Origin of the sequence: Arcobacter venerupis (assembly GCF_013201665.1) — a bacterium.
Taxonomy (GTDB): domain Bacteria; phylum Campylobacterota; class Campylobacteria; order Campylobacterales; family Arcobacteraceae; genus Aliarcobacter; species Aliarcobacter venerupis.
Genome location: NZ_CP053840.1, coordinates 2,496,164 through 2,511,423 on the forward strand (window position 1 = coordinate 2,496,164; position 15,260 = coordinate 2,511,423).

The following is a 15,260-nucleotide window of genomic DNA, read 5'->3' on the forward strand; positions in this document are numbered from 1 at the left end:
TTAATCTCCCTTGTCCGGATCCAGTGGCAACACTGTCATATTTTTAGGTTTAATCATCCAGAAATTTCTAATTTCTGCTCTAAAGTTTTGTAATATATCTTCAGCTATTTCACTTTGTGTTTCGTGTAAATAGTCTAATAACAATCTTTTTAAATATAATCTTTCTCTTTCTGTATCATCTGTATCAACCCTAACTGGTTCAATTAGTTCTTGATTCATTTTATCAACAAATGTTTTTTCAGGGTCATATACAAATGCTAAACCACCTGTCATACCAGCACCAAAGTTAATTCCAGTGTTTCCTAAAATAACAACTATTCCACCTGTCATATACTCACATGGATTATCTCCAGTACCCTCAACAACAGAAATAGTTCCAGAGTTTCTTACAGCAAATCTTTCACCAACAGCTGCTCTAATATATAATTTTCCACCTGTTGCGCCATATAAACATGTATTTCCAGCACCAGCAAATTGGCTACCTTGGTGAATTGGATTGATGATAATTTTACCACCATTCATTCCTTTACCAACATAATCATTAGCAGCGCCATCAAGATATAAATTCATACCTTTTGATAAAAAAGCACCAAATGATTGACCAGCAATTCCTTTTAAATTAATACTAATAGAATTTTCAGGTAATCCTTTATCTCCATAGAATCTTGCAATTTCTCCAGAAATCAAAGCACCAAATGATCTATTTAAGTTAGAAATATCTGAACTTACTTTTATAGGAGAATTTGGGTTTTCTATGGTTCTATGAACTTTTTTCAATAACTCTTTTTCAAATTTATTATCATCAAAAGGAGGATTTGTATCTTTTTGACAAGTGTCAATTCCATCAATTTTTCTTAAAATATTTTGGAAATCAAATTTTTGTGCAAATTTATCATCAATAACTTTTAATAAATCAGATCTGCCAACTATTTCTTCAATAGTTTTATAACCCAATGATGCAAGAATTGCTCTTACATCTTCTGCAATAAAAGTAAAGTATGAAATTAATCTTTCAACAGTACCTGTAAAATGGTCTCTTAATGTTTCATCTTGAGTAGCAACCCCAACAGAACATTTATTTGTATGACAAATTCTTAAAATTTTACATCCAAGTAGTGTTAATGATGCTGTTCCAAATGCGTAAGATTCAGCTCCAAGCATTGCTGCTTTTACAACATCAAGACCAGTTTTTAATCCACCATCAGTTTGCACATGAACAAATTCTCTTAGTTTATTCGCTTTTAAAGCATTATGAGCTTCTGAAAGCCCCATTTCCCAAGGATTTCCTGCATGTTTGATTGATGTTAAAGGAGCAGCTCCAGTTCCTCCATCTCCACCAGAGATAACAATTTTATCAGCATAAGCTTTTGCAACACCTGCTGCAATTGTTCCAACACCAATTGAAGATACAAGTTTAACTGTAATTTTAGCTAATGGATTGATTTGTTTTAAATCAAAAATTAATTGAGCTAAATCTTCAATTGAATAAATATCATGGTGTGGTGGTGGCGAAATCAATGTAACACCAGGAACTGTATGTCTAAGTGTTGCAATTAAAGGAGTTACTTTATGTCCTGGTAATTGTCCACCCTCACCTGGTTTTGCACCTTGTGCAACTTTAATTTGTAACTCTTCTGCACTTCTTAAATAAGCAGGTGTAACACCAAATCTTCCCGATGCAACTTGTTTAATTTTAGAATTTCTAATTGTTCCAAATCTTTTTGAATCTTCTCCACCCTCACCTGAGTTACTCATACCACCAATAGTATTCATAGCTGTTGCCATTGCTTCATGAGCTTCTGGTGAAATTGATCCAAGTGACATAGCTGCACTTGCAAATCTTTTGAAAATATCTTCTTTAGACTCAACTTCGCTTAAATCAATAGCTGTTTTATCAGAATTAAATTCAAAGAAATCTCTAATAAATTTTTTATCTCTATTATTTACTAAATCTCTTAAACCATCAAAATCAGTAAGTTCTTCTTTTTTTGATGCACTTTTATTATGCATAGCTTTAGTTGTAGCGGGACCATAATCATGGTATTCACCACCATTACTATATTTGTAAAATCCACCTAAATCAAGTGGGAAAACTGTATTTTCTTCTACAAATGCATTAATATGAGATTTATTGATTTTTTCTTCAATATCTGAATATGTTAATCCACATAAATCACTATGTGCACCTGTAAAACAGTCATTGTTTATTTCATCACTTAACCCAATAATATCAAATAATCCTGAATTTCTATAAGATGCTATTGTACAGATTCCCATTTTTGACATGATTTTTAATAATCCAGCATTAACTGATTTTTGAGTATTTTTTAAATACTTTTGCATCTCATATTTAGATGGTTTTTCTCTTTGGAAAAGTGCTATTGTTGAAGCATACATCATATATGGATAAATTGCTGTAACTCCAAATGCGATTAAAACAGCCGCCATATGAGGATCATAAACTTCTCCTGTAATAGATACAATAGAAACATTATGTCTAATACCATTTTTTAATAATTGTTGATTAACATAACCAACAGCCATTGCCGCAGGAATTACTTTTTCGTTTTCATTTACTGCTCTATCATCTAAAATAACAACAGAAACACCATCATTTTTTACAGCTTTAATAACATATGAAGATAATCTTTCCAAAGCTGCTTTTAAATCTTTTTTAAAAGTTGTTGTAAATATTCTGTTTTTATAATATTTATCATATCTTGGTGATTTTTCATCTCCAAAAGAAAATAATACATCATATTTTTCTTTCATTAAAATAGGACTTGTTACTTTTAATCTTCTAGCATATTCTGGTTTTTCATCTAGAATATTATGCACTTTTCCAAATCCAGTTTCTAAAGACATTACGACTTTCTCTCTATATGGATCAATTGGAGGATTTGTAACTTGAGCAAATTTTTGTCTGAAATAATCTGTAAAATTTCTATTTACAGTTGAAAAACATGCTAATGGAGTATCATCTCCCATAGAACCAACTGGCTCTTTTCCATCTTTTGCCATTGGCTCAATAACTTGATCTAAAACTTCATATGTAACATTAAAGAATTTTTGTTTTTTTTCTAAGTTTTCTAATTTATAATCTTTAACATTTAAAAAAGTATCTTCAATGTACTCTTGAATATAGTCCATATCATCATTTAACCATTTTGAATAGTGTTGAGATGATTTTAAATAATCATTGATGTCATCTTCTTTTAAAATTTTTCCATGTTTAAGGTCAAGTGCAATCATTTGTCCTGATTGTAATCTACCTCTTTCTAAAATATTATCATCTTCGATTTTTAATGTTCCATACTCAGATGTGATATATAATTTATCATCTTTTGTAATAACATATTTTGATGGTCTTAATCCATTTCTATCAATTAAACATCCAATATGTCTTCCATCTGTTAAAGATACGGCAGCTGGCCCATCCCATGCTTCCATAGCAGTTGCAGTATACTCATAAAATGCTCTTAAATTAGAGTCCATGTGAGGAGCATTTTGCCAAGGTGCAGGAATTAAAGCCCGTGCAGCTTTAAAAAAGTCAACACCATTTGCTAATAAAAACTCAAACATATTATCTAGTGAAGTAGAATCTGAACCAACATTTTGTAGAATTGGTAATAATCTTTTCATTTCATCTTCAGAAAAAATTTCTGATTTTAATTGTTCTGATTTTACTTCAACATTAAATCTATTTGCTTCAACTGAGTTAATTTCACCATTATGTGCAATTGCTCTGAATGGTTGTGCTAATCTCCATAAAGGAAGAGTATTTGTTGAAAATCTTTGGTGAAATAAAGAGAATGATATTTTAAAATCTTCATCTCTTAAATCTATATAAAAATGCTTAATATGCGTAGGCATAATTAGCCCTTTATAGGCTATAACTTTTGAAGAGAACGATGGAATATAAAAATCTTTATTATCTATTAATTTGTGTTCACACTCTTTTCTTGTTAAATAAAGCATTGCATCAAATCTTTTTGATGACATTAATGTATTTGGAACAACAAATACCTGAATAATTTGAGGTAAACTTTCTAATGCCTGTTCTCCAAGAGCATCGGTATCTACAGGAACCGTTCTTGTTAGTACAACTTTTAAATCATTTATTCCACAAAATTCTATAAATGTATCTATATCAGTTAAATCTCTTGTAAAAATCATCGCAACAGCATAGATTTCAGGTAAATCAATACCTTTTTCTAAAACTATTTTTCTCATAAAAGAATCTGGCATTGATAATAATAAACCTGAACCATCTCCAGTTTTACCATCTGCTGCTACTGCACCTCTGTGCATCATTCTTTCGAGTGAAGTTATTGCATCTTCTAAATTTTTATGACTTGGTCGGTTTTTCATATCAGCTACTAAACCAAACCCGCAATTATCTTTAAAAGAAGTTAGTAAGTCTAAATTGCACCCCATCATTTTCCTTTATATTAATCTTTATTATATCCCTTAGTAAAGTCCGATAATTTACAATATACTTGTTTAAAATATGGTTAAATACCTTAGGGTAGCGAACTCACGCAGTTCCATATTCTACTATATAAATTGTTTTAATAAATTTGACAACTGTATATTTTTTAACCATTTATTATTTTTTATACAGATTTCATATCAAAAAAAAATTAAAATAATACATAATACTTACACAAGTTTTAACTATAATTTTTTTATATCAAAAATTAAGGAGAGATAGATATGAGAAAACTAGTTTTAGGAACGGTTGCAGCAGCAATGTTAGCGACATCAGGATTTGCAGCTGATTATGTTATGAAAGTAAGTCATGTGGTTAGTGCGAGCACTCCAAAAGGTAAAGCAGCAGATTTCTTTGAAAAAAGAGTTGAAGAGTTAACTGGTGGGAAAATTGATGTTCAAGTATTCCCTAACTCACAATTATATGGTGATGGTGAAGAAATTAAAGCACTTGCGATGAACAATGTTCAAGTTATTATGCCAAGTTTATCAAAGTTTACAAGTATAGCACCACAAATGCAACTTTTTGACTTACCATTCATTTTCAGAGATAAACAACATCTTTACAATGTAATGGATGGAGAAGTTGGAAAAATCTTAAAATCAAAAGTTGATGAAAAAAAACAAATGATTGCACTAGATTATTGGGATGCTGGATTTAAAGATCTATCAAGTAGTACAAAACCTTTAATTTTACCAACAGATGCAAATGGTATGAAATTTAGAATTCAAAGTTCAAAAGTATTAGAAGCTCAATTTAAATCAGTAGGTGGAAATCCTCAAGTATTACCATTTTCAGAAGTATATTCAGCATTACAACAAGGTGTTGTTGATGGAACTGAAAATCCATTATCAAACTTTTATACTAAAAAATTCCACGAAGTACAATCTAGTCTTACTATGAGTGAGCATGGATACCTTGGATACTTAGTAGTTATGAATGAGCAATTCTGGAATAAATTACCAAAAGATCTTCAAGCAAACGTATCTCAAGCAATGAAAGAAGCTACAGCTCTTGAAAGAAAAGAATCAGCATTAGAAGATGCTAAAATAATGGAAGAATTAACTAAATATTCTAAAGAAACAAATAAGCTTCAAATTATTGAATTAACACCTGAACAAAAACAACAATGGAGAAAAGCAATGTCTGTTGTATATCCTCAATTTTATGATGTAATTGGTGAAGATTTAATTAAAAAAGCTATTGATACAAAATAATAAAGTTTTAATATGAAAAAATTTTTTGAAATTATCGATATAATTGTTGGTACTATCAACCAAACTATGGCAGTCGTTGGACTGTCAGTTGGTGTTTTACTTGCATTTATTAATGTAATATTAAGATATGTTTTTGATATGAGTTTAACATGGGCTGCTGAACTTACAAACTATCTTTTTATTTGGTCTGCACTTTTTGGTGCTGCATATGGATTTAAGAAAGGAGCACATATCTCTGTAACTTTACTTATTGAAAAGTTTCCTCCTCAACTTACAAAGTTTTTTTTAGTTTTTGCAAATTTTATTTCAATTGCATATCTTGGTTTAATGTCATATTTCGGGTATATGCTTATTATTTTATTAAAAGATTTTGGTGAAGATAGTGTTGATTTAGGGATTCCAATGTGGATTCCACATCTTGTTCTTCCTATTGCATTTGCTTTAGCTGCATATAGATGTGCTGAAAAATTAGTTGAAATTTATAATACTGATTCTAATGAAATTAAACTTTTTAGTGAACATGAAACTGTAATACATGAAGTTACAGCAACCAAAGGAGAAAACTAATATGGTTATTGCAACTTTATTTATTTTACTTTTTGCTTTAATGCTTTTAGGTGTGCCTGTTGCTGTTTCATTAGGAGCTACAACATTAATCACATCATTCTTTTTTACAGATATGGATTTAATGGGAGTTCCATCAAAGGTTTTTGATGGCTTAAATAAGTATACACTTATGGCAATTCCTATGTTTATATTAGCTGGTTCTTTATTATCAAGAGGATCATCAGCTTCAAGGATAATTGAATTTGCAAAATCTTTAGTTGGACATCTTCCAGGTGGACTTCCGATTGCTGCTATTCTTGCATCTATAATTTTTGCTGCTGTTTCAGGAAGTTCTCCTGCTACTGTTGCTGCTATTGGTTCAGTTATGTATGGTGCAATAAAACAAGCTGGATATAATGAACAATTTGCTATTGGTACAATTGCAACTTCTGGAACATTAGGTATTCTAATTCCTCCTTCAATTGTATTTATCGTATTTGGAGTAACTGCTGATCAATCTATAGGAAAACTTTTCATGGCAGGGGTAATACCAGGTCTTATGATTGGTGCGATGATGATGATAGCTACTTATTTCTTAGCAAAAAGAAGTGGATTTAAAGGCGGGAAAAGTGCAAGTTTTAAAGAAAGATTTATAGCTTTCAAAAATGCTTTTTGGGCTTTATTAATTATTGTTATTGTAATTGGTGGAATATATGGAGGGATTTTTACTCCAACTGAAGCTGGTGCATTCAGTGTAATGTATGCATTTTTCGTTTCATTTTTCATATATAAAGATACAAAATATAAAGACTTATATAAAATCATCTTAGATTCAGCACAAACAAGCTCAATGATATTCTTTATCATTGCAAATGCTATGTTATTTGCCCATTTCTTAACTGATGAGCAAATTCCTCAACACATAACTCAAATGATTATTGAGGCAAATGTTGGACCTTTAATGTTCTTATTAATAGTAAATATTTTACTTTTATTAATGGGACAATTTATGGAACCAAGTTCAGTGGTAATGATTACTGTACCACTTTTACTTCCAATTGGTATGGCTTTAGGAATAGACCCAATTCACTTAGGTGTTATTATGGTTGTAAATATGGAAATAGGAATGATAACCCCACCGGTCGGACTCAACCTCTTTGTAGCCAGTGGTATTACGGGACTTAGCCTAAAACAAGTTATAGTTGCATCATTACCAATGACTGCTATATTATTAATTGGACTGATGTTAGTAACTTATATACCTGTTATTTCATTATGGCTTCCAAACTTCATGTATGGATAAAAAAGAAAGAGATTTATTCTCTTCTTTTTTAAATTAAAAAACCTTCAAAAATTATTCCATCAACTTTATCATCTATTTCATCAAATCTTTTTTTATTTCTTATAGTCCAAGTAAGAATATCTAAGCCATTTTTTTTACAAAAATAATAAATTGAACTTCCAATCAAAGAGTCTTCTATAGATACATAATCAGGTTTAGTTTTAAAATATTTATATAAAAAAAGTAGATATTTATATCTTTTAAATTTTTTAGAACTGTAACCAAATATTAGACCTCTTTTAAAACTTGTTTTATGGTTTTTAAACCAAAATAAAATATCTTTTTCAAAAGAGCATATAAAATAAATTCCATTATATCTTTCTAATAATTCAACTAATTTACTTTCTAATATTCCAAGCTTATTATGTTTTTTAATCTCTATTACAAGCGCTATTTCGCCATTTATCAATGTTAAGACATCTTTAAATAAAGGAATCTCTTCTTTTGAATCATAGAGTTTTAGCTTCTTTATAAAACTATAATTTAGCGCTTCTACTTTTTTATTTATATTACATAATCTAAATAAATCATCATCATGAAAAACTATAATTTGATTATCTTTTGTTATAGTCAAATCAAACTCTATTGCATAGTTTTTATCTTTTGCTTTAAGAAAAGCCAAAAGGGAATTTTCAGGAATCTCTTTTTTTTGATGCAAACCTCTATGAGCTATAAATTTATTTTTAAACAAACTCATAATTTACAACTTTTTCAAAACCATCTTTAGGAATAAAAATAGCAAATTTTGCACCATGCAGAGTATTTCTAACTCTTAATTTACCTTTCATATTTTTATCAACAATAATTTTTGACATATATAATCCAATTCCTGTACCATTACTATCTTCTTTTGTTGTAAAATAAGGCTCAAATATTTTTCCTTTTGGCTCAACGAGAACTCCACCACCATTATCTTCAATATATACAACTACATAATTTTCTTCTTCATACGCGCTAATTTTTATTAATGGATTTATAATATTTTTCTCAATCAATATATCTTTTGCATTATTTATAATGTTAAGTAACACTTGTTTATATTCATTCAAATAAGTTTTTATTTTTATATTTTCATCTATTTTAGTTTCTATTTTTATATTGTAATTTGATAAAGTACTTGAAATAATATTCATCACAGTTTGAACTTCTTTAAGTAAATAAAATTCCTCTTTCTCTTTTTTTGGCATAAAAAAATTTCTAAAGTCATCAATTGTATGAGACATATATTCAAGTACTTTATCAGCTTCTTTTGACTTCTTTTCCATAGTTTCTTTATCTAAAGCATCTATATTGTATTTGAATTTAATAAACATCATTATTGAAGATAACTCAGATAAAGGTTGCCTCCATTGATGGGCAATATTACTAATCATTTCACCTAAAGCAATAAATTTTGATTTCTGCACTAGAAGCTGTTCTTTTTCTCTATTTTTCTCTATTTCTTGTTTAACTTTCATTTCCAAAGATAAATTTAAATCTTCTAGCTCTTTTGCATTTAATCGTACTTTATTTTCGTACTCTTTTAAAATGTCATCAATTTTTTGAGAAATTGCAATAGAAATTAAAATTGCTATTGATAAAAACATTGTAAATAAAACTACATTTTGTGCAACTTGATTTTTTATTCTTTTTCTTAAATCTTTTCTTTTAATAGCAATCTCATTTTCTATATCATCTGTATATATACCAACAGCAATTACCCAATTCCATCTTTTGTAATATTTAAAATATGAGAGTTTATGTTTTGCTTCATCAGAATCTGGTTTTTTATAGGCATATTCCGTATATGATTCACCTCTTTCTCTAATATCTTTTAAAAATATTTCTCTAAATTTTTTTCCATCATCATCTTTATAATTTGTTGAAATAAATTTTCCTACTAAATCAAGTCTATTTGGATTAACAACTAATTTTGCAAAATCATCGCCACCATTAATATTATTAATTTCATACACAAAGAAATAGTTACTTTTATTCTCTTCAAATGTAATGTTATTTAATAACCTAATTGCATCCATTTTTAATTCATCATCATCCAAATTTGATTTGATAAGATTATAAGTAAGAATATCAAGAACCGTATTAATCTCTTTTTTTAAAGTCTTTTTTTTAGTTAAATAATACTCTTGTACAAACTTATCCATTTCAATATCAAAATCATCATAGGCGTTCTTAACATAAAAGTATGATATGGCAAATATCATAGAAGACATAATAATAATAAATGTAAAAATAATAATCTTTGATAAATTTTTTTCCATCGTAAAATTCAAAATAAACCTTTAATTAGCAATAATTGGTTATGATAACATAAATTTTCTAATAAGGATTTTTATAATATGCAAAATAATTTTATAAATAAACTTACTGCCTTTTCAGTTCTTTATGTAGAAGATGAAGATGGAATAAGAAATAATATAGAAGAGATATTAAAACATCTTTTTAAAGAAGTATTAACAGCTAAAAATGCAAGCGATGCATATTTAAAATATATTCAAAATAAACCAGATTTAATAATAACTGATATAAAAATGGGAAATGAAACAGGACTTGATTTATTAAAAAGAATTAGACAAACTGATTCAAAAACTAGATTAATAATAACTTCAGCACATACAGATTTAAATTATTTATTGGAAGCTACAGAATTACATCTTATAAAATATATTGTAAAACCTATTACAAATGATAAATTAATGGAAGCATTAGAATCATTTGTAAAATCCTATGATGAGAGTAAAATATATAATTTAAATACAAATTGGATTTTTGATTCAAGAAAATCTATTGTTTCAAATACAAATGAAGATTTTGCCCTAACAAAAAAAGAAGCAATTTTCCTAAAACTACTTATTACAAAAAATAGAATAATAACTTATGATGATCTTGAAAACTCAATTTGGGATGATGATTCAATTATGACAGCAAATGCAATGAGATTGTTTATAAAAAATCTAAGAAAAAAACTCCCTGAAAATTTCTTGAAAAATATCCAAGGAGTTGGTTATCAAATATCTAGAGGATTAGATAGCTAACTCTTTTTTGATATCAATTTTACTTAACTCATCTAATTTTATAAAATATGCGTGTCCTAAATAAATAATATAATAAACAGCAGTAAAAAGTGTAGCAAAAGGAATCATTGAAATAAAATACAAAAATAGCGTTCTAAGTCTAAAATTATTCCCCTCAGCCTTATAAATAATCTTAAATTGTTCTTTACTCAAAATCGTTGATGAAACATCAAAATTCAATAACTTATGGAAAAAATAATAAAAAGGTAAAGAAAAAGCCAATACATTTAAAATAGGTACAAAATAAACTGGAATTAAAATTATAAATAAAAAAACCATCATAAACAAACTTTTTAGCAAAAACCAAATAGATAAAGGTATCGTTCCGTATTCATGTAATACTAAATGAGAATAATATCTTTTATGCAAAATTCTTAAAATCATCGGTGTTAAAAATCCAATTACAATAATTGATAAAACAACAGAAGCTTGTAAAATAATCACTGTTCCAACCGTATAAAATAAAAATCCAGCTATCCATGAAGTAAATGAGTATTTAAATAAAAATACAATTAAATAAGTAAACCAGATAAAATAAAAAGGAGCATTTTCATCAATAACAATTTCTTGACCGTTTTGAGAAGCTTGTGCAATTTCTTGAAGTGAAGATATTCCATAATCTGCTGCTGTAAAAAATAACATATATAAAATAATCATTGTTACAATCAATGGTACAAGTGCAATTTTTAACATTGAACTTGTAAAAAAATCTTTAATACTTTTTATTATAATTTCAACTTCATTCATTTTTTCTCCTGTTTATCAAACCTTGTTCGATACTCACATTTTTGGCAGAGCTCTTCAACTAAAATATTGTTTTTAAAACCTTGTTGAATTGCTTTTACTCTTTTTGAATTTAATATATCCTCTAGTTGTGTAGTATTTGTATTTCCAAGATTTACGCACGCATTTTGATCTAGACAACAAGGAACAACATCTCCGTTTGTCAAAATCCCAAAATGAGAATCTAAACCATAACAAAATCCACTTTTCGAGACAATTTCATTTTGTAGATTTGGCCAAGAAAAATATTCATCAAAATTAAAAAATATTTTTCTTGCAATTCTTATATTTTTAGGTCTTTCTTTATACACTTCTTCAATATTTATATTTGAATCAAAGGTTTCATTTATTTTATCAAAAACTTTTTTGTTAAACTCTTTTGCACTTTTTTCTTCATCTAGATTCCAAATCCTAAAATTTATAAAATATTCATGATTTTTACTTTGGGCAAATTTAACAAAATTTAAGATTGGATTTAAATACTCATCAAGTGTTTTTTTGTGTGAATTTGCATTATATGAATTTATTGAAAAATTGATTTGTTTAATTGTAGGATTCATAAGTGCATCATAATATTTTTCATTTATATTATTTGCCGTTGTTGTTATATTTACTTTTAAGCCATGTTTTAAGCTTATGTTTAAATAATCTGCTAAATTTGTTAGAACTAAAGGATCACCAACCATATGATAAGCTAACTCTTTTGTATATGGCTTTAATTGAGCATTTAAATCATCAAATTTTTCTAAACTCATTATTCCATTTGGCAGTATTTTTGGAGGACAAAATGTACATTTTAAATTACAAATATTTGTGATTTCTATATGCACTTTTTTAAATTTTTTTATAATACTTCCTTTTAAAATTTTCGAAATTGTACCCAATAGTAGATAAAAACTAATCTTATGCTAACTTTGGTTTAATTATAATCCATTCAATAATTAAAAAGGCAAAAAATGGAAATGATTCTAAATGAAAACGATTTAGTTGTTGGTGCTATATTTGAAAATGGTACTATTCAAGATTATGTTGATGAAAATAAAACTTATGGACTTATTAGAATTGAAGAATCAACTGCAAACTGGTTTTTATTCAATAAAGATGAGAGTGAAGATGACTTACAAAAACTATATACTAAAATAATCAAGGAAGAGCATTTTATTCAAGATGATTTTGGTGAAGAAATAGTGATTTTTAATAAAATAGGTGAAAAACCTTTTGAAGAATTCATCAAAAAAATTGATGCATATTTAGGTGATGAGATGGGAAGTTTTATTTAACTTCCCTATTTTAAACTTTAAAAGTTTTCCCACTCTGCATCATCTGCTTTACTCGAAACACTCTTTTTTACTTCAGCTGTTTTTGTTTGTTTATGCACAACATGTGTTGTTTTTACATCAACAGAAGAGTTATTCCCTCTACTCATTTTTTTAGCTTTTACATCATTTTTTCCAATAAACTCTTTTGCATTTGCATCACTTACAATTAATCTTGCAATTTCATCTGTAATTTCTGCTACATCTTGTGTTTGTGATGCTACTGCTGCATTTTGTTGTGTTTGTTGGTCTAATTGATTTACTGCATCATTTATCTGTTCAATTCCTAACAACTGCTCTTTTGATGCATTCTGTATATCTTGTATTAAATTTATTGTATGCGTGATATTTCCATTTAATTGTTTATATCCCTCTATCATATTTCCAGCTATTTTTTTACCATCATTCGCTTTTACTGTTGCTGTTTCTACGATTGATTTTATCTCTTTAGCTGCTTCTGCTGACCTTGAAGCTAGGTTTCTCACTTCTGCTGCTACTACTGCGAATCCTTTCCCTGCTTCTCCTGCTGTTGCTGCTTCTACGGCTGCATTTAAAGAAAGAATATTTGTTTGGAATGCTATTTGGTCAATTACTGTTATTGCTTCATTTATCAGGTTTACTTGATTATTTATTTCATCCATTGAAACTGTTGTTTGATTTGCTAATTTCTCACCTTGAGAAGCAGAAGCTGTTACTTCATTTGAAAGAATTGCCATTTTTGAAATATTCTCTGTATTATTTCTAATATTTGAAGTTATCTCTTCTATTGCTGCTGCTGTCTCTTCTAGTGATGCTGCTGCTTCATTTGAGCTTTGGTTTAATTTATCTACATTTGATAAAAGTATATTTGAACTTTCTTCTAATGTTAGACCATTTGTTTTACTTTCTACTAACATATTATTAATCGTATCAGCTAAAGAATTAAGTGCAATTGCTACTCTACCATGAGGATTATTTATTCTAACTGTAAAATTAACATTTTTATATTCATTTAGAACTTCATCAATAACAATTAAATCATTGTTTATTTTTTCTGAAACAATAGATAACATATCATTTAAAATATTTTTTAATTCTTCTAAACTTTCATTATCACTATGTGCATCTATTCTATTTCGTAAATTCCCTTTATTTATTTCAGAAACTACTTCTTTAACGTTATTGATTAATTTTTCATCTTCTTGAATCAATTTATTTGTTTTTTCAATGTTTGTATTAACAATATTTGTCATAATTCCTATTTCATCATTTGATCTAACAGAAATTTTTTCAACATTTTTAGTCTCTTTATTAAGATATTTAAAGAAATTTAAAAGACCAACTTGAAAAGTATTTAAAGGTGCAATTATCTCTTTATTTATAAAGAATGTTACAAACATAATTATCACAACTGAAACAATCAAGGCAATCAATAAGATTCCAAAAATAGTTGATGCTATATTTTCTTTTGATTGTTTTCGCATTTTTTCAATATTATCTTCAATAACATCAGTATATGCACCTGTTCCAATCATCCACTTCCATTCATTAACACCAACTGAATAACCAATTTTATCATACAATTTAGTATCATTTGGTTTTTCAAAATCAAAAGTGACCATTCCACCATCTTTTTTGGCAACTTCAATTAAATCTTTTATGTAATAAACACCTTTTTTACTTTTTAAATCTATTAAATTTTTTCCTACTAAATCAGGTTTTATTGGATGCATTAAATTTACACCATCATAATCATAAATATAAAAATATCCATCTTTCCCAAATCTAAGATGAGATACATCTTCTAATGCTTTTTTTTGTAAAGCTTCTGTTACATTATCTATATAAGCACCTGTTCCAATTATCCAATTAAAAGGTTTAAATAGTTTTACATAAGATACTTTTTGTCGGGGTTCTTTACCTTTTACAATTTGTGCATAAGGAACTAAACCTGCTCCATTTTTAAAAGCTACATCAATAAACTCTTTAACATAAGGTTGAGTATTTTTAGTTCCTTCTCTTTCTGGACTTATAGGAAGTTTTAAAATAGTTGAATTTTCATCATAAACAAAGAAGTAATCCTTATCTTCTCCATATCTAACTGCATCTATAGTATCAAGTAATAACTTCTTTAATTCATCTTCGGAAATTTTACCTTTTTGGTCTTCATACAATCTAGTCAATACTGTAAACAAAAAATCTGATTGATTTCTTAAAGTATTTTCTACATTTTTCTTAACATTTTCAGGTAAAGATTGATTATAAAGATTTACCACAATATTTTTTGCAAAATTTGTATAAGCTTTCAACTCTTCTTCTGAAGTTTTATAGGCATTTTGTTTATATTGTTCAATATTCTGATTAGTTAAATCATTAATCTCAGATATTGATTTTAAGGCTATCATTGTAGCTACAAGGATTATAGTTACTATCACTATAATCAATAATTTACTTTTTATAGAAAAGTTTTTCATGGGAAGATCCTTCTTTAATTCTTGTACTATAATAATT

11 protein-coding genes are annotated in these 15,260 nt (G+C 27.7%); 5 read left to right on the forward strand and 6 right to left on the reverse strand.

The window, feature by feature from the left end; all coding sequences use genetic code 11:
- Entirely contained in the window at positions 1-4,437 is a 4,437-nt protein-coding gene (gene gltB, locus AVENP_RS12345; RefSeq protein ID WP_128360223.1) for a glutamate synthase large subunit, read from the reverse strand.
- Positions 4,438-4,716: 279 nt separating this feature from the next.
- Here gltB and AVENP_RS12350 point away from each other — a divergent pair, with 279 nt between their 5' ends.
- The 3 genes from AVENP_RS12350 to AVENP_RS12360 are packed head-to-tail and all read left to right on the forward strand — an operon-like array spanning position 4,717 to position 7,558.
- On the forward strand, positions 4,717-5,709 hold the full coding sequence (locus AVENP_RS12350; protein ID WP_128360222.1) for a DctP family TRAP transporter solute-binding subunit: 993 nt from the start codon (positions 4,717-4,719) through the stop codon (positions 5,707-5,709).
- A 12-nt stretch (positions 5,710-5,721) separates the two neighbouring features.
- Positions 5,722-6,276 carry a TRAP transporter small permease gene (locus AVENP_RS12355; RefSeq protein ID WP_128360221.1) on the forward strand — a complete coding sequence of 185 codons (555 nt, stop codon included), beginning with the start codon at positions 5,722-5,724 and terminating at the stop codon, positions 6,274-6,276.
- A gap of 1 nt (position 6,277) precedes the next feature.
- Positions 6,278-7,558, forward strand: a complete 1,281-nt coding sequence (locus AVENP_RS12360; RefSeq protein WP_128360220.1) for a TRAP transporter large permease — start codon at positions 6,278-6,280, stop codon at positions 7,556-7,558.
- A 28-nt stretch (positions 7,559-7,586) separates the two neighbouring features.
- On the opposite strand, the gene AVENP_RS12365 is transcribed toward AVENP_RS12360, so the two are convergent.
- Positions 7,587-8,294: a glycerophosphodiester phosphodiesterase family protein gene (locus AVENP_RS12365; RefSeq protein WP_128360219.1), complete on the reverse strand. Its 708-nt coding sequence runs from the start codon at positions 8,292-8,294 to the stop codon at positions 7,587-7,589.
- Positions 8,281-9,870: a cache domain-containing protein gene (locus AVENP_RS12370; protein ID WP_128360218.1), complete on the reverse strand. Its 1,590-nt coding sequence runs from the start codon at positions 9,868-9,870 to the stop codon at positions 8,281-8,283. Before AVENP_RS12370 ends, AVENP_RS12365 begins: the two co-directional genes overlap by 14 nt.
- A 66-nt stretch (positions 9,871-9,936) precedes the next feature.
- Here AVENP_RS12370 and AVENP_RS12375 point away from each other — a divergent pair, with 66 nt between their 5' ends.
- Positions 9,937-10,632: a response regulator transcription factor gene (locus tag AVENP_RS12375; protein ID WP_128360217.1), complete on the forward strand. Its 696-nt coding sequence runs from the start codon at positions 9,937-9,939 to the stop codon at positions 10,630-10,632.
- Here the strand turns inward: AVENP_RS12375 and AVENP_RS12380 are convergent.
- Positions 10,621-11,418 (reverse strand): EI24 domain-containing protein, encoded by a 798-nt coding sequence (locus AVENP_RS12380; RefSeq protein WP_128360216.1) that lies wholly within the window; start codon positions 11,416-11,418, stop codon positions 10,621-10,623. The two genes, AVENP_RS12375 and AVENP_RS12380, sit on opposite strands and share 12 nt — an antisense overlap.
- Positions 11,415-12,284: a radical SAM/SPASM domain-containing protein gene (locus AVENP_RS12385; RefSeq protein ID WP_228201916.1), complete on the reverse strand. Its 870-nt coding sequence runs from the start codon at positions 12,282-12,284 to the stop codon at positions 11,415-11,417. The genes AVENP_RS12380 and AVENP_RS12385 overlap by 4 nt, the downstream gene beginning before the upstream one ends.
- Positions 12,285-12,410: 126 nt before the next feature.
- On the opposite strand from AVENP_RS12385, the gene AVENP_RS12390 reads away from it, so the two are divergent.
- A complete protein-coding gene (locus AVENP_RS12390; RefSeq protein ID WP_128360215.1) occupies positions 12,411-12,734 on the forward strand; it encodes a hypothetical protein in 324 nt (107 codons plus the stop codon).
- A gap of 17 nt (positions 12,735-12,751) precedes the next feature.
- Here AVENP_RS12390 and AVENP_RS12395 read toward each other — a convergent pair whose 3' ends face one another.
- Positions 12,752-15,223, reverse strand: a complete 2,472-nt coding sequence (locus AVENP_RS12395; protein WP_128360214.1) for a methyl-accepting chemotaxis protein — start codon at positions 15,221-15,223, stop codon at positions 12,752-12,754.
- Positions 15,224-15,260: the final 37 nt, after the last annotated feature.